This is a genomic window from Streptomyces sp. NPDC048211 (genome assembly GCF_043202315.1).
GTDB lineage: Bacteria > Actinomycetota > Actinomycetes > Streptomycetales > Streptomycetaceae > Streptomyces.
On sequence record NZ_JBIDAD010000007.1, the window covers coordinates 382316 to 403096 of the forward strand.

Sequence of the window (20781 nt, forward strand, 5' to 3'; positions counted from 1 at the left end):
GGACACCGCTCCCTGATCCGGCCTGACCCGACCGAAAGGCCCCAGCAGTGAAGATCGGCATCGTCTGCCCGTACTCCTGGGACGTCCCGGGCGGCGTGCAGTTCCACATCCGAGACCTGGCCGAGCATCTGATCCGGCTCGGCCACCAGGTCTCCGTGCTGGCCCCCGCCGACGACGAGACGCCGCTGCCGCCGTACGTGGTGTCCGCGGGCCGGGCCGTGCCCGTCCCGTACAACGGCTCCGTCGCCCGGCTCAACTTCGGCTTCCTGTCCGCGGCCCGGGTGCGGCGGTGGCTGCACGACGGCACGTTCGACGTGATCCACATCCATGAGCCGACCTCGCCGTCGCTGGGCCTCCTGACCTGCTGGGCGGCGCAGGGACCGATCGTCGCCACGTTCCACACGTCCAATCCGCGCTCGCGGGCGATGATCGCCGCCTACCCGATCCTCCAGCCCGCCCTGGAGAAGATCAGCGCGCGCATCGCGGTGAGCGAGTACGCGCGCCGGACCCTGGTCGAGCACCTGGGCGGCGACGCGGTGGTCATCCCCAACGGGGTGGACGTCGGGTTCTTCGCCGCGGCCGAACCCAGGCCCGAGTGGCAGGGCGGCACGATCGGCTTCATCGGGCGCATCGACGAGCCCCGCAAGGGCCTGCCCGTCCTGATGCGGGCGCTGCCCGCGATCCTGGCCGCGCGTCCGGACACCCGGCTGCTGGTGGCGGGCCGGGGCGACGAGGAGGAGGCCGTCGCCTCGCTGCCGAAGGAGATGCGGGCGCGCGTCGAGTTCCTCGGCATGGTGAGCGACGAGGACAAGGCACGGCTGCTGCGCAGCGTCGACGTGTACGTCGCGCCCAACACCGGCGGCGAGAGCTTCGGCATCATCCTCGTCGAGGCCATGTCGGCCGGAGCTCCGGTCCTGGCCAGCGATCTGGACGCGTTCGCTCAGGTCCTGGACCAGGGCGCGGCGGGGGAGCTGTTCGCCAACGAGGACGCGGAGGCACTGGCCGGGGCGGCGATCCGCCTGCTGGGCGACCCGGAGCGGCGCGCGGAGCTGCACGAGCGCGGCAGCGCACATGTGCGGCGCTTCGACTGGTCGACGGTCGGGGCGGACATCCTCGCGGTGTACGAGACGGTGGCGGACGGGGCCGCGTCGGTGGCGGCGGACGAACGCACGGGGCTGCGGGCCCGGTTCGGGCTGGCCCGGGACTGAGCGTCTCCTCCCCCGACGGCGCCCGCGCCGCCCGGGGAGGCCGTCCCGCACCCGCTCCCCGGTAGCCTTTCCGCCTGTGACCGAAACCCTCGTCTGGACCGCCGTCGTGCTCATCGCGATCGGCCTGTACCTCAGTTGGACCGCGGGCCGTCTCGACCGGCTGCACAGCCGGATCGACGCGGCCCGGGCCGCCCTCGACGCCCAACTACTGCGCCGCGCCTCGGTCACCCAGGAACTCGCCACGTCCGGTGTCCTCGACCCGGCCGCCTCGATCGTGCTGTACGAGGCCGCGCACGCCGCCCGCCAGTCGGAGGAGGAACACCGCGAGGTCGCCGAGAGCGAGCTGAGCACCGCCTTGCGCGCGGTGTTCGGTGAGCGGGCGCAGGTCGAGGCGGTCAAGGAGATCCCGGGCGGCGAGGAGGCCGCTACGGAGCTCGCCGCGGCGGTGCGCCGCGTCCCGATGGCGCGCAGGTTCCACAACGACGCGGTGCGGGCGGCCCGTGCGCTGCGCCGTCACCGCACGGTGCGCTGGTTCCGGCTGGCCGGGCACGCCCCGTTCCCGCTGGCGTTCGAGATGGACGACGAGCCGCCGGTCGCCCTCGCGGACCGTCCGGTCAGCTGACGGCGGCGGTGGGCGGGCCCGCGCCGGCCCGCCACCGCCGCCGCACCGTGCCAAAACGATCCACCGGCCTTCCATTGGCCCTTGCTGTGGACTGGTCCCGGAGAGTTTGCTCAGCAGTGCATCACCCCTGCACGTTCAGCACCCTTTTCTCCGAGTGAGGTCGATCCGTGTCCACGAACCCCGCCACCCCGCAGTCCGCCGACGCCCCCGCCACCGGCACCGCCCGCGTCAAGCGCGGCATGGCCGAGCAGCTCAAGGGCGGCGTGATCATGGACGTCGTCAACGCCGAGCAGGCGAAGATCGCCGAGGACGCGGGTGCCGTGGCCGTCATGGCCCTGGAGCGGGTGCCCGCCGACATCCGCAAGGACGGCGGCGTGGCCCGGATGTCCGACCCGAACATGATCGAGGAGATCATCGAGTCGGTCTCCATCCCGGTGATGGCGAAGTCCCGCATCGGCCACTTCGTCGAGGCCCAGGTGCTCCAGTCCCTCGGCGTCGACTACATCGACGAGTCCGAGGTCCTCACCCCGGCCGACGAGGTCAACCACAGCGACAAGTTCGCCTTCACCACCCCGTTCGTCTGCGGTGCCACCAACCTGGGCGAGGCCCTGCGCCGCATCGCCGAGGGCGCGGCCATGATCCGCTCGAAGGGCGAGGCCGGCACCGGCAACGTCGTCGAGGCCGTCCGCCACCTGCGCCAGATCAAGAACGAGATCGCCCGGCTCCGCGGCTACGACAACAACGAGCTGTACGCCGCCGCCAAGGACCTGCGCGCCCCGTACGAGCTGGTCAAGGAGGTCGCCGAGCTCGGCAAGCTGCCCGTCGTCCTCTTCTCCGCAGGTGGCGTCGCCACTCCGGCGGACGCCGCGCTGATGCGCCAGCTCGGCGCCGAGGGCGTCTTCGTCGGCTCCGGCATCTTCAAGTCCGGCGACCCGGCCAAGCGCGCCGCCGCCATCGTGAAGGCCACCACCTTCTACGACGACCCGAAGATCATCGCGGACGCCTCGCGCAACCTGGGCGAGGCCATGGTCGGCATCAACTGCGACACCCTGCCCGAGACCGAGCGCTACGCCAACCGTGGCTGGTAGTCACTGATGAGCGACACCCCTGTGATCGGTGTCCTGGCTCTCCAGGGCGACGTACGGGAACACCTGATCGCCCTGGCCTCGGCGGACGCCCTGGCCAGGCCGGTCCGGCGTCCCGAGGAACTCGCCGAGGTCGACGGCCTGGTCATCCCCGGCGGCGAGTCCACCACGATGTCCAAGCTGGCCGCCCTGTTCGGCATGCTGGAACCGCTCCGCGAGCGGGTACGGGCCGGGATGCCGGTCTACGGCACCTGCGCCGGGATGATCCTGCTGGCCGACAAGATCCTCGACCCGCGCTCGGGCCAGGAGACCGTCGGTGGCATCGACATGATCGTGCGCCGTAACGCTTTCGGGCGGCAGAACGAGTCCTTCGAGGCGGCCGTAGAGGTCGCCGGGATCGAGGGCGGCCCGGTCGAGGGCGTCTTCATCCGGGCCCCCTGGGTCGAGTCCGTGGGCGCGCAGGCCAAGGTGATAGCCGAGCACGGCGGTCACATCGTGGCCGTACGGCAGGAAAACGCCCTTGCCACGTCATTCCACCCGGAACTGACCGGCGACCACCGGCTTCACGCGTACTTCGTCGACATGGTGCGCGCAGTCAGCTGACTCGACCCCGGTAGGATCTCTCGGGTTCGTACGGAATTTGGTGACGCGAAGGAGAAGGCAGATGTCCGGCCACTCTAAATGGGCTACGACGAAGCACAAGAAGGCCGTGATTGACGCCAAGCGCGGCAAGCTCTTCGCGAAGATGATCAAGAACATCGAGGTCGCGGCCCGCACCGGCGGTGCCGACGTGTCCGGCAACCCGACTCTCTTCGACGCCATCCAGAAGGCCAAGAAGAGCTCGGTCCCGAACAAGAACATCGATTCGGCGGTCAAGCGTGGTGCCGGTCTCGAAGCCGGTGGCGCCGACTATGAGACGATCATGTACGAGGGCTACGGCCCGAACGGTGTCGCGGTGCTCATCGAGTGCCTCACCGACAACCGCAACCGCGCCGCATCCGACGTCCGTGTCGCCATGACCCGCAACGGCGGTTCGATGGCCGACCCGGGATCGGTCTCGTACCTGTTCAACCGCAAGGGCGTCGTGATCGTCCCCAAGGGCGACCGCTCCGAGGACGACGTGCTCGGCGCGGTGCTCGACGCCGGCGCCGAGGAGGTCAACGACCTCGGTGACACGTTCGAGGTCCTCAGCGAGGCCACCGACATGGTCGCGGTCCGCACGGCGCTGCAGGAGGCCGGCATCGACTACGACTCCGCCGAGGCCAACTTCGTCCCGACCATGCAGGTCGAGCTGGAGGAAGAGGGGGCGCGCAAGATCTTCAAGCTGATCGACGCGCTGGAGGACAGCGACGACGTGCAGAACGTCTTCGCCAACTTCGATGTCTCGGACGAGGTCATGGAGAAGATCGACGCCTGAGGAGCGCCCCGCGCAGCTTCTGTGGACGGGCCGACGGGGACACACCCCGTCGGCCCGTCGCATTGTCAGTGCGAGCCGATAGCCTGCGGGAACAGTTGACCGATCGGCAGGGAGGGGGCGAACCGTGCGGGTACTCGGCGTGGACCCCGGGCTCACCCGGTGCGGCGTCGGCGTCGTCGAGGGCGTCGCGGGCCGGCCCCTGACGATGCTCGGCGTCGGAGTCGTGCGCACCCCCGCCGACGCCGAGCTCGGCCACCGGCTGGTGGCCATCGAGCGCGGCATCGAGGAGTGGCTCGACGAACACCGGCCCGAATGCGTCGCCGTGGAGCGCGTGTTCGCCCAGCACAACGTCCGTACGGTGATGGGCACCGCCCAGGCCAGCGCCGTCGCCATGCTCTGCGCGTCCCGCCGGGGCATCCCGGTCGCCCTGCACACGCCCAGCGAGGTCAAGGCCGCCGTCACCGGCAGCGGGCGCGCGGACAAGGCACAGGTCGGCGCCATGGTCACCCGGCTGCTGCGGCTGGACGCCCCGCCGAAGCCCGCGGACGCCGCCGACGCCCTCGCCCTCGCCATCTGCCACATCTGGCGCGCCCCCGCGCTCAACCGCCTCCAGCAGGCGCACGCGGCGGCCGCAGCGGCTGCCCGCACCCCGCGCGTCCCGCGCACCGCAGCAGTCCCCGTCCGGAAGGTCCCCCGATGATCGCCTTCGTCAGCGGCCCCGTCGCCGCACTCGCCCCGACCACGGCCGTGATCGAGGTCGGCGGCATCGGCATGGCCGTCCAGTGCGCACCGAACACCCTCGCCGGCCTCCGTATCGGCAAGGAGGCCAAGCTCGCCACCTCCCTCGTCGTGCGGGAGGACTCGCTGACGCTCTACGGCTTCGCCGACGACGACGAACGGCAGGTCTTCGAGCTCCTCCAGACCGCCAGCGGGGTCGGCCCCCGGCTCGCCCAGGCCATGCTGGCCACGCACAGCCCGGACGCCCTGCGCATCGCCGTGGCCACCGGCGACGAGAAGGCGCTCACCGCCGTGTCCGGCATCGGCAAGAAGGGCGCCCAGAAGCTCCTGCTCGAACTGAAGGACAGGCTCGGCGAGCCCGTCGGCGCCCACATCGGCCAGCAGGGCATCGGCACCGCGGTCTCCTCCTCCTGGCGCGACCAGCTCCAGGCCGCCCTGATCGGTCTCGGCTACGCCACCCGCGAGGCGGACGAGGCGGTGTCCGCCGTGGCCCCGCAGGCGGAGGCGGCCCTCGCGGAAGGCGCCCAGCCGCCCGTGCCGCAGCTCCTGCGCGCCGCCCTGCAGACCCTCAACCGCGCCCGCTGAGCGGAATCCGGGCAACACCCCTGACACCCGGCCCGACACCCCACGGCACGGCACCGAAACACCCGAGGCGGGACTGACGAGATGAACTGGGACGAGACCGGACCCGACACCGACGAGCTCATCGACGAGCGGCTCGTCGACGCCGGCGCGGACGGCGAGGACACCGCGGTCGAGGCGGCGCTGCGCCCCAAGGACCTCGACGAGTTCGTCGGCCAGGAAAAGGTGCGCGAACAGCTCGACCTGGTCCTCAAGGCCGCCCGCGCCCGAGGCGCGACGGCCGACCACGTGCTGCTCTCCGGCGCCCCTGGACTGGGGAAGACCACCCTCTCCATGATCATCGCGGCCGAGATGAACGCCCCGATCAGGATCACCTCCGGCCCCGCCATCCAGCACGCGGGCGATCTGGCGGCGATCCTGTCCTCGCTCCAGGAGGGAGAGGTCCTCTTCCTCGACGAGATCCACCGCATGTCCCGGCCCGCCGAGGAGATGCTCTACATGGCCATGGAGGACTTCCGGGTCGACGTGATCGTCGGCAAGGGCCCCGGGGCCACCGCCATCCCGCTGGAGCTGCCTCCCTTCACGCTCGTCGGCGCGACCACCAGAGCGGGACTGCTGCCGCCCCCGCTGCGCGACCGCTTCGGCTTCACCGGGCACATGGAGTTCTACGCCCCGACCGAGCTGGAACGGGTGATTCACCGCTCGGCCGGACTCCTGGACGTCGAGATAGACGCCGAGGGCGCCGCGGAGATCGCCGGGCGCTCGCGCGGCACGCCCCGCATCGCCAACCGGCTGCTGCGCCGGGTCCGGGACTACGCCCAGGTCAAGGCCGACGGCAGGATCGACCGGGAGATCGCGGCCGCCGCCCTGCGGGTGTACGAGGTCGACGCCCGGGGCCTGGACCGGCTGGACCGGGCGGTGCTCGGCGCCCTGCTGAAACTTTTCGGCGGTGGCCCGGTCGGCCTGTCCACGCTCGCGGTCGCCGTGGGGGAGGAGCGCGAAACGGTCGAGGAGGTCGCGGAACCCTTCCTCGTACGGGAAGGACTGCTGGCCAGGACGCCGCGAGGGCGGGTCGCGACCCCGGCCGCCTGGGCCCATCTCGGGCTGGTGCCTCCCCAGCACGGCGGAAAGGGACAACAGGGCCTGTTCGGGGCGTGATGCATCACAGGTTGACCCACAGAGGAACCACGGTGCCATGCTGGGCGTTGTTCCATCGATGCGGACTCGCTTAGACTCCGCCGATGCCGCCCTTAAAGGTCGGTGTACCCACCCCCGTAGACCAGGCCGCCTTCCAGCGCGGTCGTGCGAAGGAAAATCGTCCCGTGAATCCCGTGACTCTCCTCCCCTTCATCGTGCTCATCGGGGCCATGTTCCTGATGACGCGGTCCGCCAAGAAGAAGCAGGCGGCGGCTGCGAACATGCGCAATGAAATGCAGCCCGGCACCGGCGTCCGGACGATCGGGGGCATGTACGCCACCGTCAAGGAGCTTCACGACGACTCGGTTCTCCTCGAGATCGCTCCCGGCGTCCACGCCGTCTACGCCAAGAACGCCATCGGTGCCGTCCTCGACGACGCGGAGTACAACCGCATCGTCCACGGCGACGAGGAAGAGGAGCTCGACGTCGACGGCGCGATCGTGCCGGACGACGCCTCCTCGCTCACCGAGGCCGACGAGGTCACCTCGGACGACGCGAAGACCGACCTGGTCAAGAAGACCGAGGCGGACGACGCGGAGCAGGCCGACGACACGGCCGGCAAGAAGTCCGAGGGCAAGGCCGACGGCGAGGCCGACGCGAAGTAGCACACGACCCGGGGATGCCGTGAGCCCACAGGCATCCGGCCATCCCCGGACCGTGCGGTCTTCTGCGGGGGCGGGTCCCCACTAAACTTCGTGGCCGCTCGGGCGCGTACCCGGCGCGGGGCGGTTGGACAGGGAGAAACGAGAAGGTGGCAGCACCGAAGAAGGGCCGAGGACCGGCCGGCGGTCAGGGCAGGCCGGGGCGTGCCCTGGCTCTGATCCTGATCGCCATGGTCGCTCTCACCGGCGGGATGTTCCTGGCCCACCAGCCGACGCCGCGACTCGGCATCGACCTGGCCGGCGGGACGTCCATCACGCTGGAGGCGAAGGCCGAGCCCGGCCAGGAGTCGGCGATCAACAAGACCAACATGGACACGGCGGTCCAGATCATGGAACGCCGCGTCAACGGTCTTGGTGTCTCCGAGGCCGAGGTCCAGACCCAGGGCGATCGCAACATCATCGTCAACATCCCCAAGGGGACGAACTCCGCACAGGCCCGTGAGCAGGTCGGTACGACCGCCAAGCTCTACTTCCGGCCCGTGCTGACCGTCGCCCAGGGAACGCCCACGCCTGCGCCGAGCGCCTCGTCCACCGACAAGGCCAGCCCGTCCGCCAAGCCGAGCGCCTCCGCGTCGGACAAGGCGAGCGGCTCGTCCGCGAAGCCCAGCGCGAGCGCCACCACTCAGGGACGCGCGGTCACCGGCGCCCTGAAGGCCGATTCCACACCCACGCCGAAGGCCAGCACCACGCCGGCGGCGAGCTCCACCCCGACGGCTTCCGCCGAGGAGCAGGCGGCCGCGGCCGATCTGCAGAAGAAGTTCGAGGCGCTGGACTGCTCCAGCAAGGCCTCGCGCTCCAAGGCGAGCCAGGGCACGAAGGCCACGGACACGGTCGTCGCGTGTGAGCAGGACGGCTCCGCCAAGTACGTCCTCGGCCCGGCCGAGGTCGACGGCACGGACGTCGACAGTGCCAAGGCGGCGATCAACCAGCAGACCGGTCAGTGGATCGTTCAGATGGAGTTCACCGGCGGCGGCGCCAAGAAGTTCCACACGACCACGGGCAAGCTCGCCGCACAGCAGTCGCCCCAGAACCAGTTCGCCATCGCGCTCGACGGCGAGGTCGTCTCGGCTCCCTCGGTCAGCACGGCGCTGAGCGCCAACGCCGAGATCTCCGGCAGCTTCAACCAGCAGTCCGCCGAGGAACTGGCCAACGTGCTCTCCTACGGTGCGCTGCCGCTCTCCTTCCAGGAGCAGAGCGTCACCACCGTCACCGCCGCCCTCGGTGGCGAGCAGCTCCGGGCGGGCCTCATCGCGGGTGCCATCGGTCTGGCCCTGGTCGTCATCTACCTGGTGGCCTACTACCGCGGGCTGGCGCTCATCGCGCTCCTCAGCCTCCTGGTCTCCGGCATCCTGACCTACACGATCATGTCGCTGCTCGGCCCGGCCATCGGCTTCGCGCTGAACCTGCCCGCGGTCTGTGGCGCCATCGTGGCGATCGGTATCACCGCGGACTCGTTCATCGTGTACTTCGAACGCATCCGGGACGAGATCCGTGAGGGCCGTACCCTCCGCCCGGCCGTCGAACGGGCCTGGCCGCGAGCCCGGCGCACCATCCTCGTCTCCGACTTCGTGTCGTTCCTGGCGGCGGCGGTGCTGTTCGTGGTCACCGTCGGCAAGGTCCAGGGCTTCGCGTTCACGCTGGGCCTCACCACCCTGCTCGACGTGGTCGTGGTCTTCCTCTTCACCAAGCCCGTCATGACGCTCATGGCCCGCACGAAGTTCTTCGCGAGCGGTCATCCGTGGTCCGGACTGGACCCGAAGCGGCTCGGCGCCAAGCCGCCGCTGCGCCGGTCGCGCCGTGTCAACGCCCCCACCGACCCGAAGGAGGCGTGAGATGTCGCGACTCGGCAATCTCGGCGCCCGTCTCTACCGCGGCGAGGTCGGCTACGACTTCATCGGCAAGCGCAAGATCTGGTACGGCGTCTCGATCCTGATCACGATCACGGCCATCGTCGGCCTGGCGGTCAGCGGCCTGAACATGGGCATCGAGTTCAAGGGCGGTGCCGTCTTCACCACCCCGAAGACGAGCGTCTCCGTCGACAAGGCGGAGGAGCTGGCGTCCCAGTCCTCGGGGCACCAGGCCATCGTCCAGAAGCTGGGCAACGGCGGTCTGCGCATCCAGATCACCGAGGTCGACACCGCGAAGTCCGACCAGATCAAGGGCGAGCTCTCCAAGGGCCTCGACGTCCCGACCGAGAAGATCGCCGCCGACCTGGTCGGCCCCAGCTGGGGTGAGCAGATCGCCAACAAGGCCTGGACCGGCCTCGGCGTCTTCATGGTCCTCGTCGTGATCTACCTGGCGATCGCCTTCGAGTGGCGGATGGCCATCGCCGCCCTCGTCGCGCTGATCCACGACATCACCATCACGGTCGGTGTCTACGCGCTCGTGGGCTTCGAGGTCACCCCCGGTACCGTGATCGGTCTGCTGACGATCCTCGGTTACTCCCTCTACGACACGGTCGTCGTCTTCGACAGCCTCAAGGAGGGCACGAAGGGGATCACCAAGCAGACCCGGTGGACGTACAGCGAGATCGCCAACCGCTCCATCAACGGCACGCTGGTCCGCTCGATCAACACCACCGTCGTCGCGCTGCTGCCGGTCGCCGGTCTGCTGTTCATCGGCGGCGGTGTCCTCGGCGCCGGAATGCTGAACGACATCTCGCTGGCCCTCTTCGTCGGCCTCGCCGCCGGTGCGTACTCCTCGATCTTCATCGCCACTCCGCTGGTCGCCGACCTCAAGGAACGCGAACCGCAGATGAAGGCGCTGAAGAAGCGGATCCTCGCCAAGCGCGCGGCCGCCGCAGCCAAGGGCGAGCCGAACGAGGCCGAGCTGGCGGACGAGCGGTCCCCCGAGGACGCCGCGCCCGCCGGTGCGGTCGTCGGCCAGCGCCAGGAGCCCCCCAGGGGCCACGGCCGGACCCCGGGGAAGCGTCGATGACCAGCACCACCGAGAGCACCAGGGACCTCCTGCTCAGCCGGATCCGTGATGTGGCGGACTACCCGAAGCCGGGAGTGATGTTCAAGGACATCACTCCGCTGCTCGCGGACCCGGTCGCGTTCACGGCCCTCACGGACGCCCTCGCGGACCTGTGCGTCCGGCACGGCGCCACGAAGATCGTCGGCCTGGAGGCCCGCGGCTTCATCCTGGCCGCGCCGGTCGCGGTACGGGCCGGCCTCGGCTTCATCCCCGTCCGCAAGGCCGGGAAGCTGCCGGGAGCCACGCTCGGCCAGGCGTACGAGCTGGAGTACGGCACCGCGGAGATCGAGGTCCACGCGGAGGACCTGTCGGCCGACGACCGCGTCATGGTCATCGACGACGTCCTGGCCACCGGCGGCACCGCCGGAGCCTCCCTGGAGCTGATCCGGCGGGCCGGAGCCCAGGTCGCCGGCGTCGCCGTCCTCATGGAGCTGGGATTCCTGGCCGGCCGTGAACGCCTGGCACCGCACCTGCAGGGTGCCCCGCTGGAGGCCCTGATCACGGTCTGAACGGCTGCCGGACGGCAGCAGGCGCCACCCAAGGCACCACGCGACGGGCACCCGGGAACAACCGGGTGCCCGTTCCGCGTTCTCAGGGCTCCCACGGTCCCCGGGGGAGCTCCGGCCACAGGGTGGATACGATGGCCTTTCCGGGTGTCCGGATCCGCACGAGGAGTGCTCTTGCCAGACGAGGCCCAGCCAGTCGCCGCCCCGCAGCCCGACAAGCCCGCGGCGGCCCCAGCCACGCCCGCGACGCAGCAGCCCGCGGAGAAGCCGAAGCCCCCGGCTCCGGATCCCGGCAAGGGCCCGGCACCGGCCGGGGCGAACGGGCCCGTGCCCGCTTCCCCCGCGCAGCCGGCCGTCCCCGCCTCCCCGGCGCCCACCGCGCCGAAGCCGCCCTCCAAGCCCGCAGCGGCACCGGCCGCCCCCGCGGTGGCCCGTACCGGCGGTTCGTCCAACCGGGTGCGGGCCAGGCTGGCCCGCCTCGGCGTGCAGCGCTCCAGCCCGTACAACCCGGTCCTGGAACCGCTGCTGCGTACCGTGCGCAGCAACGACCCCAAGATCGAGAGCGCCACGCTCCGGCAGATCGAGAACGCCTACCAGGTCGCCGAGCGCTGGCACCGCGGCCAGAAGCGCAAGAGCGGCGACCCGTACATCACGCATCCGCTCGCCGTGACGACGATCCTCGCCGAGCTGGGTATGGATCCGGCCACTCTGATGGCGGGGCTGCTGCACGACACGGTCGAGGACACCGAGTACGGCCTGGACACGCTGCGCCGCGACTTCGGCGACCAGGTCGCCCTGCTGGTCGACGGCGTCACCAAGCTGGACAAGGTCAAGTTCGGCGAGGCCGCGCAGGCCGAGACCGTACGCAAGATGGTCGTCGCCATGGCCAAGGACCCCCGGGTCCTCGTCATCAAGCTCGCCGACCGGCTGCACAACATGCGCACGATGCGGTATCTCAAGCGGGAGAAGCAGGAGAAGAAGGCCCGCGAGACGCTGGAGATCTACGCGCCCCTGGCCCACCGCCTGGGCATGAACACCATCAAGTGGGAGCTGGAGGACCTCGCCTTCGCGATCCTCTACCCCAAGATGTACGACGAGATCGTCCGCCTCGTCGCCGAGCGGGCGCCCAAGCGCGACGAGTACCTCGCCATAGTGACCGACGAGGTCCAGTCCGACCTGCGCGCCGCCCGCATCAAGGCCACCGTCACCGGACGGCCGAAGCACTACTACAGCGTCTACCAGAAGATGATCGTGCGAGGCCGCGACTTCGCCGAGATCTACGACCTGGTGGGCATCCGCGTGCTCGTCGACACGGTCCGCGACTGCTACGCGGCGCTCGGTACCGTCCACGCGCGATGGAATCCGGTCCCCGGCCGGTTCAAGGACTACATCGCGATGCCCAAGTTCAACATGTACCAGTCCCTGCACACCACGGTGATCGGCCCCAGCGGCAAGCCCGTCGAGCTGCAGATCCGCACGTTCGACATGCACCGCCGCGCCGAGTACGGCATCGCCGCGCACTGGAAGTACAAGCAGGAGGCCGTCGCGGGCGCCTCCAAGGTGCGCACCGACGTCCCCAAGAACACCGGCCGCGGCCAGGACACCGTCAACGACATGGCGTGGCTGCGCCAGCTCCTGGACTGGCAGAAGGAGACCGAGGACCCCAGCGAGTTCCTGGAGTCCCTGCGCTTCGACCTCTCCCGCAACGAGGTCTTCGTCTTCACGCCCAAGGGCGACGTCATAGCGCTACCCGCGGGGGCGACACCGGTCGACTTCGCGTACGCCGTCCACACGGAGGTCGGCCACCGGACCATAGGAGCACGGGTCAACGGGCGCCTCGTCCCGCTCGAGTCGACGCTCGACAACGGCGACCTGGTGGAGGTCTTCACCTCCAAGGCGGTCGGCGCCGGGCCCTCCCGCGACTGGCTCGGCTTCGTCAAGTCGCCGCGGGCCCGCAACAAGATCCGTGCCTGGTTCTCCAAGGAGCGCCGGGACGAGGCGATCGAGCAGGGCAAGGACTCCATCGCCCGGGCCATGCGCAAGCAGAACCTGCCGATCCAGCGCATCCTGACCGGCGACTCGCTCGTCACGCTCGCCCACGAGATGCGCTACCCCGACATCTCGTCCCTCTACGCCGCGATCGGTGAGGGCCATGTGGCGGCGGCCGGCGTCGTGCAGAAACTGGTCCAGGCACTCGGTGGCGAGGACGCGGCCAACGAGGACCTGGCGGAGAGCTCCCCGCCCTCGCACGGCCGCAACAAGCGCCGCGCCAAGGCGGACCCGGGCGTGGTCGTCAAAGGCGTCGAGGACGTCTGGGTCAAGCTGGCCCGCTGTTGCACGCCCGTACCCGGCGACCCCATCATCGGCTTCGTCACGCGGGGCAGCGGCGTCTCCGTGCACCGGGCGGACTGCGTCAACGTGGACTCGCTCTCGCAGCAGCCGGAGCGCATCCTCGAGGTCGAGTGGGCGCCCACACAGTCCTCGGTGTTCCTGGTCGCCATCCAGGTCGAGGCGCTGGACCGGTCCCGGCTCCTCTCGGACGTCACGCGGATCCTGTCCGACCAGCACGTCAACATCCTGTCCGCGGCCGTCCAGACGTCCCGCGACCGGGTGGCCACCTCGCGCTTCACCTTCGAGATGGGCGACCCCAAGCACCTCGGGCACGTCCTGAAGGCCGTACGGAGCGTGGAGGGCGTCTACGACGTCTACCGGGTGACCTCGGCCCGCAGGCCGTAACCAGGAGCGCGCAGGCCCGTCCCAGGGCCTTCGGTCATGGTCCGGTTCAGGGCCTGGGGCGACGCCCTCCGGACCCGGCCCGCGGGCGCGTCCCGGGGCACTGCGCGGTCGCGCCCCGGCTGACGGCCCGTGGCCACGTCCCCGGCCTGCGGCCGCGGGTGCGTCCCGGGGCCCGGCCCGTGGGCATGTCCCGGCACAGGGAGCGGGCCCGGTACGCGTCGCGTACCGGGCCCGCTCCCTGTCCTGCCGCAGCTCAGATCAGCCGCCGAACTCCTCCAGGCCCTTGAGCGCCTGGTCCAGGAGCGCCTGCCGGCCCTCCAGCTCACGGGCCAGCTTGTCGGCGCGGGCGTTGTTGCCCGAGGCGCGAGCCGTGTCGATCTGCGTACGCAGCTTGTCGACGGCCGCCTGGAGCTGCCCGGTCAGACCCGCGGCACGGGCCCGTGCCTCCGGGTTGGTCCGGCGCCACTCCGACTCCTCGGCCTCCTGGAGCGCCCGCTCCACCGCCTGCATCCGCCCCTCGACCTTGGGGCGGGCGTCACGCGGCACGTGGCCGATGGCCTCCCAGCGCTCGTTCAGGGCCCGGAAAGCGGCCCTTGACGCCTTGAGGTCCTTCACCGGCACGAGCTTCTCGGCCTCGGCGGCGAGCTCCTCCTTGAGCGTGAGGTTCTCGCCCTGCTCCGCGTCGCGCTCGGCGAAGACACCGTTGCGTGCGGCGAAGAAGACGTCCTGGGCACCGCGGAAGCGTTCCCACAGGGCGTCCTCCGCCTCGCGCTGGGCGCGGCCCGCCGCCTTCCAGTCGGTCATCAGGTCGCGGTAGCGGGCAGCCGTCGCGCCCCAGTCCGTGGACCCGGAGAGCGCCTCGGCCTCGACGACCAGCTTCTCCTTGACCTTGCGGGCCTCCTCGCGCTGGGCGTCCAGCGAGGCGAAGTGGGCCTTGCGGCGCTTGGAGAACGCCGAGCGCGCGTGCGAGAAGCGGTGCCACAGCTCGTCGTCCGACTTGCGGTCGAGCCGCGGCAGGCCCTTCCACGTGTCGACGAGCGCGCGCAGCCGCTCGCCCGCGGAGCGCCACTGCTCGCTCTGCGCCAGCTCCTCGGCCTCGACGACCAGCGCCTCCTTGGCGTGCTTCGCCTCGTCGGTCTGCTTGGCCTTCTGCGCCTTGCGCTCCTCGCGCCGCGAGTCGACCGTCGCGACCAGGGCGTCGAGCCGCTTGCGCAACGCGTCCAGGTCGCCGACGGCGTGATGCTCGTCGACCTGTCCCCGCAGATGCTCGATGGCGGTCGTCGCGTCCTTCGCCGACAGGTCGGTGGTCTTCACCCGCCGTTCGAGGAGGCCGATCTCGACCACAATGCCCTCGTACTTGCGCTCGAAGTAAGCCAGGGCCTCCTCCGGAGAACCGGCCTGCCACGATCCGACGACCTGCTCGCCATCGGCTGTACGCACGTACACGGTGCCTGTCTCGTCGACACGGCCCCACGGGTCGCTGCTCACAGCGCCTCCTCCACCTGATGCCCGTGAGGGGGTTCGCCCCCCTGGCATCGTCCACAGTTTCCTGGGGCGGGCCGCGCCCGCCCTGCACAACGCCAATCTAGGCGAAGGGCCGCCCGGCTGTCCGCACTCAGCGCGGCCGAAAATAATCCGGCCGCACCGAGCGACTGCTGGACGGGGATCCCGCCGGGTCCGCCGGGGCTCAGGCCTTGTCGACGACCGCCTTCGAGATGTTCACGGCCTTCTTCGGCGCACCGTCGGCTGCGCCGCCGGTGACTCCCGCCTTGCCGATGGCCTCGACGGCCTTCAGCGAGTCCGCGTCCATCGTGCCGAACGGCGTGTAGCTGGGCGGCAGTTTGCTGTCCTTGTAGACGAGGAAGAACTGGCTGCCGCCGGTGTGCGCCTGGCCGGTATTGGCCATCGCGACGGTGCCTGCCGGATACGTCACAGTGCCGTCGGCGCCCGCCTTGCCCAGCGCGGTCAGGTTCTCGTCGGGAATCGTGTAGCCGGGACCCCCGGTGCCGTCGCCCTTCGGGTCGCCGCACTGCAGGACGAAGATGCCCTGTGTGGTCAGGCGGTGACACTTCGTGCCGTCGAAGAACTTCTTGTCGGCAAGGGACTTGAACGAGTTCGCCGTGTGCGGGGTCTTCGCCGCGTCCATGCTGAACGCTATGTCGCCCTGGCTCGTCTTGAGCGACATCGTGTACGTCGACTTCTTGTCGATCTTCATCGCGGGCTCGGGAACCGTCTTCTCGGACGCCGAGGGCGAGGGGGAGGCCGACGGGCTCTGGCTCGCGGCCGCATCGACCTTAGTGTCCTTGTCGTCGTCACCGCTGGTGGCGAAGTACGTGGCACCGCCGATGACCGCCACCACGGCCACTGCGGAGGCGATGACGACGGTCAGGCGCCTCGTCCTTCGACGGGCGTCCTCCCGGCGCTGCTGCTGCCGCTCGAACTTCTCCCTGGCGAGCTGCCGCCGCCGCTGATCGCTGCTGACCACCGGGTGATCTCCTTGTACGTCGTGTGATCGGGCCTGGGTTGCCCCGTACCGTATATGGGTTAGCTGTGGAATGAGGAGCGCCGGTAGGCTCTGAACTGCTGCGACCTCGCAGCCGACCTCCCTCGTCGGACGACCATTAAGGACGATCGTGCTCATTGCCGGGTTCCCCGCCGGGGCCTGGGGGACCAACTGTTACCTGGTCGCCCCCGCCGCGGGTGAGGAGTGCGTGATCATCGACCCGGGCCACCAGGCCGCCTCCGGGGTCGAGGAAGCGCTGAAGAAGCATCGGCTGAAGCCCGTCGCCGTCGTCCTCACCCACGGCCACATCGACCACGTCGCCTCGGTCGTCCCGGTGTGCGGGGCGCACGACGTCCCCGCCTGGATCCACCCCGAGGACCGCTACATGATGAGTGACCCGGAGAAGGCCCTCGGCCGCTCCATCGGGATGCCGCTCATGGGTGAGCTGACGGTGGGGGAGCCGGACGACGTCAAGGAGCTGAGCGACGGCGCGCGGCTGCATCTGGCGGGCATGGAGTTCGGCGTCTCGCATGCGCCCGGCCATACCAAGGGGTCGGTGACGTTCAGGATGCCCGAGGCCGCGGAGGTACCGCAGGTCCTCTTCTCGGGCGACCTGCTCTTCGCCGGCTCCGTCGGACGCACCGACCTGCCCGGCGGCGACCACGCCGAGCTCCTCGAGTCGCTGGCCCGCGTGTGCCTGCCGCTCGACGACTCGACCGTGGTGCTGTCCGGCCACGGCCCCCAGACGACCATCGGCCGCGAGCGCGCCACCAATCCGTATCTGAGCGGTATGGACGCGCCCCGACGAGGAATGTGACGAGAGCGACATCGTGAGCACCTTCAAGGCCCCCAAGGGCACGTACGACCTGACCCCGCCCGACTCCGCGAAGTACCTCGCCGTGCGCGAGGCGATCTCCGCACCGCTGAAGAACTCCGGCTACGGCTACATCGAGACCCCCGGCTTCGAGGACGTGGCCCTCTTCTCGCGCGGCGTCGGTGAGTCCACCGACATCGTCAGCAAGGAGATGTACACCCTCACCACCAAGGGCGGCTCCGAGCTCGCCCTGCGCCCGGAGGGCACCGCGTCCGTGCTGCGGGCCGCGCTGGAGGCCAACCTCCACAAGCTCGGCAACCTGCCGGTCAAGCTCTGGTACTCCGGCTCGTACTACCGCTACGAGCGTCCGCAGAAGGGCCGTTACCGCCACTTCTCGCAGGTCGGTGCCGAGGCCATCGGCGCCGAGGACCCGGTCCTGGACGCCGAGCTGATCATCCTGGCCGACCAGGCGTACCGCTCCCTGGGCCTGCGCGAGTTCCGCATCCTGCTGAACTCGCTGGGCGACAAGGAGTGCCGGCCCGTCTACCGCGACGCGCTCCAGGGCTTCCTGCGCGAGCTCGACCTCGACGAGGAGACCCGCCGGCGCATCGAGATCAACCCGCTCCGGGTCCTCGACGACAAGCGCCCCGAGGTCCAGAAGCAGCTGACCGGCGCCCCGGTGCTGCGCGACTACCTGTGCGACGCGTGCAAGGCGTACCACGAGGAGGTCCGGGACCTGCTCAACGCGGCAGGTGTCGTGTACGAGGACGACGAGAAGCTCGTCCGCGGCCTCGACTACTACACCCGCACCACCTTCGAGTTCGTCCACGACGGCCTGGGCTCGCAGTCGGCCGTCGGCGGCGGTGGCCGGTACGACGGCCTGTCCGAGATGATCGGCGGACCGGCGCTCCCGTCGGTCGGCTGGGCGCTCGGCGTGGACCGCACCGTGCTCGCGCTGGAGGCGGAGGGCATCGCGCTCGAACTGCCCTCCACGACCAGTGTCTTCGCCGTGCCGCTCGGCGAGGAGGCGCGGCGCGTGCTGTTCGGCGTCGTCACTCAGCTGCGCCGCGAGGGCGTGGCCGCGGACTTCGCCTTCGGCGGCCGCGGTCTGAAGGGCGCCATGAAGAGCGCCAACCGCTCGGGCGCGCGCTTCACGATCGTGGCCGGCGAGCGTGATCTGGCCGAGGGCGTCGTCCAGCTCAAGGACATGGAGTCCGGCGAGCAGACGGCCGTGCCGCTGGCCGAGGTGGCCGGGGCGGTCCGCGCGCGCCTCGCCTGAACCCTCCGTCGTGGGCGGGCCCGTGCGGTCCGCCCACGAGCGGGAAGCGCCGGGAGGCCCCTTCAACAGCGGGCTGCGGGCGCCCCGTTCCTCCTGCCGTCAACCTGGCGGCTTCCCGTTCATACCGCCGGGCGATTCCGGTCCGGCGGCGGGCGTGACACCAACGGGTGGGCCGTTCCCCGCCCGAGACCGTGGGCAGAGCCCCGGGGCACGGCGGTGACGGCCCGGCGCCCCCTCGTGCCCGGCCAGGTACGCCCGCACCGGTGCGCGCATCTTTATGTTCATCGAACGGAAGACCGGTGCGGCCGTACGGCACAATGACCGTGCCCCAGCAGGCCACTCACTGACGGAACGGCGATATGACGACTGCAGCGGTTGACCATCCCTCCTCCGACCAGGACGAGGACGGGGGGAAGAGGACCATCGGCGGCGGTCGCGCGCTGGCACTGCTGCTGGTGATCACGGGCGCTGCCGGACTCCTCGCCGCCTGGGTCATCACGCTCGACAAGCTCAAGCTGATGGAGGACCCCACCTTCGTCCCGGGCTGCAGCCTCAACCCGGTGGTGTCCTGCGGCAACATCATGAAGAGCGAGCAGGCGACGGCCTTCGGGTTCCCCAACCCGTGGCTCGGGATGGCCACCTACCCGGTGATCATCGGAATCGGCCTGGCGCTGCTGGCGGGAGCGCGGTTCCGCGGCTGGTACTGGCTGGGCATGAACGCGGGCGCGCTGTTCGGCGTCGGCTTCTGCACCTGGCTCCAGTACCAGTCGCTGTACAACATCAACTCCCTGTGCCTGTGGTGCTGCCTGGCCTGGGTCGCCACGATCCTCATGTTCTGCTACATCACCACGCACAACATCAAGCACCGGATCATCCCCGCGCCCAGCTGGCTGCGCAACGGACTCACCGAGTTCCACTGGGTGCCCCCGGTGCTGTGGATCGGGATCATCGGCATGCTGATCCTGACCCGCTGGTGGGACTTCTGGACCAGCTGACCGGCCCGGCCCTGCCCACCGGGCCGCACCGGCCCGGCGGGGATGTCAGTGCGGTGACATAGGCTTCAAAACGTGGAGCCCGACCTCTTTACCGCAGCTGCCGAAGACCGCCAGGAGAAGGACCCGTCCAGCAGCCCCCTTGCTGTCCGGATGCGTCCCCGTACCCTCGACGAGGTCGTGGGCCAGCAGCATCTGCTCAAGCCGGGCTCGCCGCTGCGCCGTCTCGTCGGCGAGGGGAGCGGGGGACCGGCGGGTCCCTCCTCGGTGATTCTCTGGGGTCCCCCCGGCATCGGGAAGACCACCCTGGCGTACGTGGTCAGCAAGGCCACGAACAAACGATTCGTCGAGCTGTCCGCGATCACCGCGGGTGTCAAGGAAGTACGGGCCGTGATCGAGGGCGCCCGTCGCGCCACCGGCGGCTACGGCAAGGAGACCGTCCTCTTCCTGGACGAGATCCACCGCTTCTCCAAGGCGCAGCAGGACTCCCTGCTCCCGGCCGTGGAGAACCGCTGGGTCACGCTGATCGCCGCGACCACGGAGAATCCCTACTTCTCGATCATCTCGCCGCTGCTCTCGCGTTCGCTCCTGCTGACGCTGGAGTCGCTGACCGACGACGACCTGCGCGCCCTGCTGCGCCGGGCGCTGACCGACGAGCGCGGACTCGGTGGCGCGGTGAAGCTGCCCGAGGACGCGGAGGAGCATCTGCTGCGCATCGCCGGCGGCGACGCGCGCCGGGCGCTGACGGCGCTGGAGGCGGCGGCCGGCGCGGCGATGTCCAAGCAGGAGGAGGAGATCACCCTCCTCACCCTGGAGGAGACCGTCGACCGGGCGGCGGTGAAGTACGACCGGGACGGCGACCAGCACTACGACGTGGCGAGTGCCCTGATCAAGTCGATCCGCGGCTCCGACGTCGACGCGGCGCTGCACTACCTGGCCCGGATGATCGAGGCGGGGGAGGACCCGCGGTTCATCGCCCGGCGGCTGATGATCTCGGCCAGCGAGGACATCGGTCTCGCCGACCCCACGGCGCTGCCGACGGCGGTCGCGGCGGCCCAGGCCGTCGCGATGATCGGCTTCCCGGAGGCGGCCCTCACCCTCAGCCATGCCACCATCGCGCTGGCGCTCGCCCCGAAGTCCAACGCGGCGACGCTGGCGATCTCCGCGGCCCAGGAAGACGTACGCAAGGGCCTGGCGGGCGCGGTCCCGGCCCATCTGCGCGACGGCCACTACAAGGGTGCCGCCAAGCTGGGCCACGCCCAGGGCTACGTCTATCCGCACGACGTCCCCGGTGGCATCGCCGCCCAGCAGTACGCCCCGGACGCCGTCCGCGACAAGCGTTACTACCGGCCCACCCGCTATGGGGCCGAGGCGCGGTACGCGGACGTGGCGGACCGGGTCCGCGAGCGCCTGGGCCGTACGGACACCGACGGCGGCGCGAGTGTGCCGGACGGCTCGTAGGGG

The 20781-nt window shown here is 70.5% G+C and carries 19 protein-coding genes; 17 read left to right on the forward strand and 2 right to left on the reverse strand.

What is annotated here, in order from left to right; genetic code table 11:
• Positions 1-47: 47 nt before the first annotated feature.
• The 13 genes from ACGFZA_RS26485 to ACGFZA_RS26545 all read left to right on the forward strand — a co-directional run bounded on the left by ACGFZA_RS26485 (position 48) and on the right by ACGFZA_RS26545 (position 13729).
• Positions 48-1208, forward strand: coding sequence for a glycosyltransferase family 4 protein (locus ACGFZA_RS26485; protein WP_385281239.1), 1161 nt, complete (start codon positions 48-50; stop codon positions 1206-1208).
• 76 nt (positions 1209-1284) lie between these two features.
• Positions 1285-1830: a hypothetical protein gene (locus tag ACGFZA_RS26490; RefSeq protein WP_385281236.1), complete on the forward strand. Its 546-nt coding sequence runs from the start codon at positions 1285-1287 to the stop codon at positions 1828-1830.
• A 167-nt stretch (positions 1831-1997) separates the two neighbouring features.
• On the forward strand, positions 1998-2918 hold the full coding sequence (gene pdxS / locus ACGFZA_RS26495) for a pyridoxal 5'-phosphate synthase lyase subunit PdxS (RefSeq protein ID WP_136327462.1): 921 nt from the start codon (positions 1998-2000) through the stop codon (positions 2916-2918).
• 6 nt (positions 2919-2924) lie between these two features.
• Positions 2925-3518 (forward strand): pyridoxal 5'-phosphate synthase glutaminase subunit PdxT, encoded by a 594-nt coding sequence (gene pdxT / locus ACGFZA_RS26500; RefSeq protein ID WP_385281233.1) that lies wholly within the window; start codon positions 2925-2927, stop codon positions 3516-3518.
• Positions 3519-3579: 61 nt separating this feature from the next.
• Complete coding sequence (locus ACGFZA_RS26505) at positions 3580-4332, forward strand: YebC/PmpR family DNA-binding transcriptional regulator (RefSeq protein ID WP_385281230.1); 753 nt, start codon at positions 3580-3582, stop codon at positions 4330-4332.
• Positions 4333-4456: 124 nt separating this feature from the next.
• Entirely contained in the window at positions 4457-5032 is a 576-nt protein-coding gene (gene ruvC, locus ACGFZA_RS26510; protein ID WP_385281227.1) for a crossover junction endodeoxyribonuclease RuvC, read from the forward strand.
• Positions 5029-5655 (forward strand): Holliday junction branch migration protein RuvA, encoded by a 627-nt coding sequence (ruvA, locus tag ACGFZA_RS26515; protein WP_385281224.1) that lies wholly within the window; start codon positions 5029-5031, stop codon positions 5653-5655. Before ruvC ends, ruvA begins: the two co-directional genes overlap by 4 nt.
• Before the next feature lie 81 nt (positions 5656-5736).
• Positions 5737-6810, forward strand: a complete 1074-nt coding sequence (gene ruvB / locus ACGFZA_RS26520) for a Holliday junction branch migration DNA helicase RuvB (protein ID WP_393682323.1) — start codon at positions 5737-5739, stop codon at positions 6808-6810.
• A gap of 164 nt (positions 6811-6974) precedes the next feature.
• A complete protein-coding gene (gene yajC, locus ACGFZA_RS26525; RefSeq protein ID WP_385281217.1) occupies positions 6975-7454 on the forward strand; it encodes a preprotein translocase subunit YajC in 480 nt (159 codons plus the stop codon).
• 146 nt (positions 7455-7600) lie between these two features.
• Positions 7601-9343, forward strand: coding sequence for a protein translocase subunit SecD (secD, locus tag ACGFZA_RS26530; RefSeq protein WP_385281214.1), 1743 nt, complete (start codon positions 7601-7603; stop codon positions 9341-9343).
• A gap of 1 nt (position 9344) precedes the next feature.
• On the forward strand, positions 9345-10448 hold the full coding sequence (secF, locus tag ACGFZA_RS26535) for a protein translocase subunit SecF (RefSeq protein WP_385281211.1): 1104 nt from the start codon (positions 9345-9347) through the stop codon (positions 10446-10448).
• Positions 10445-10996, forward strand: a complete 552-nt coding sequence (locus tag ACGFZA_RS26540; RefSeq protein ID WP_385281208.1) for an adenine phosphoribosyltransferase — start codon at positions 10445-10447, stop codon at positions 10994-10996. Before secF ends, ACGFZA_RS26540 begins: the two co-directional genes overlap by 4 nt.
• Positions 10997-11167: 171 nt before the next feature.
• The gene (locus ACGFZA_RS26545) at positions 11168-13729 is read left to right on the forward strand and encodes a RelA/SpoT family protein (protein ID WP_385281206.1); all 2562 of its coding nucleotides are present in this window, start codon (positions 11168-11170) and stop codon (positions 13727-13729) included.
• 258 nt (positions 13730-13987) lie between these two features.
• Here ACGFZA_RS26545 and ACGFZA_RS26550 read toward each other — a convergent pair whose 3' ends face one another.
• Together ACGFZA_RS26550 and ACGFZA_RS26555 are read right to left on the reverse strand one after the other, a co-directional pair.
• Positions 13988-15217, reverse strand: a complete 1230-nt coding sequence (locus tag ACGFZA_RS26550; protein WP_385281203.1) for a DUF349 domain-containing protein — start codon at positions 15215-15217, stop codon at positions 13988-13990.
• 199 nt (positions 15218-15416) lie between these two features.
• The gene (locus ACGFZA_RS26555; protein WP_385281200.1) at positions 15417-16214 is read right to left on the reverse strand and encodes a peptidylprolyl isomerase; all 798 of its coding nucleotides are present in this window, start codon (positions 16212-16214) and stop codon (positions 15417-15419) included.
• A gap of 148 nt (positions 16215-16362) precedes the next feature.
• On the opposite strand from ACGFZA_RS26555, the gene ACGFZA_RS26560 reads away from it, so the two are divergent.
• From ACGFZA_RS26560 to ACGFZA_RS26575, 4 genes are all read left to right on the forward strand, one after another.
• Entirely contained in the window at positions 16363-17049 is a 687-nt protein-coding gene (locus ACGFZA_RS26560; RefSeq protein ID WP_393682329.1) for an MBL fold metallo-hydrolase, read from the forward strand.
• Between the two features lie 13 nt (positions 17050-17062).
• Positions 17063-18325 carry a histidine--tRNA ligase gene (hisS, locus tag ACGFZA_RS26565; protein ID WP_385281194.1) on the forward strand — a complete coding sequence of 421 codons (1263 nt, stop codon included), beginning with the start codon at positions 17063-17065 and terminating at the stop codon, positions 18323-18325.
• 359 nt (positions 18326-18684) lie between these two features.
• Positions 18685-19320 (forward strand): vitamin K epoxide reductase family protein, encoded by a 636-nt coding sequence (locus ACGFZA_RS26570; RefSeq protein WP_393682331.1) that lies wholly within the window; start codon positions 18685-18687, stop codon positions 19318-19320.
• Positions 19321-19392: 72 nt separating this feature from the next.
• Complete coding sequence (locus ACGFZA_RS26575) at positions 19393-20778, forward strand: replication-associated recombination protein A (RefSeq protein ID WP_385281188.1); 1386 nt, start codon at positions 19393-19395, stop codon at positions 20776-20778.
• Positions 20779-20781 lie beyond the last annotated feature (3 nt).

Bases quoted from the DNA above. Each gene is read 5' to 3' on its own strand.
- ACGFZA_RS26505 (WP_385281230.1), top strand. From the start codon at position 3,580: ATGTCCGGCCACTCTAAATGGGCTACGACGAAGCACAAGAAGGCCGTG.
- ACGFZA_RS26570 (WP_393682331.1), top strand. From the start codon at position 18,685: ATGACGACTGCAGCGGTTGACCATCCCTCCTCCGACCAGGACGAGGAC.
- ruvA (WP_385281224.1), top strand. From the start codon at position 5,029: ATGATCGCCTTCGTCAGCGGCCCCGTCGCCGCACTCGCCCCGACCACG.
- pdxT (WP_385281233.1), top strand. From the start codon at position 2,925: ATGAGCGACACCCCTGTGATCGGTGTCCTGGCTCTCCAGGGCGACGTA.
- ACGFZA_RS26540 (WP_385281208.1), top strand. From the start codon at position 10,445: ATGACCAGCACCACCGAGAGCACCAGGGACCTCCTGCTCAGCCGGATC.
- ruvB (WP_393682323.1), top strand. From the start codon at position 5,737: ATGAACTGGGACGAGACCGGACCCGACACCGACGAGCTCATCGACGAG.
- secF (WP_385281211.1), top strand. From the start codon at position 9,345: ATGTCGCGACTCGGCAATCTCGGCGCCCGTCTCTACCGCGGCGAGGTC.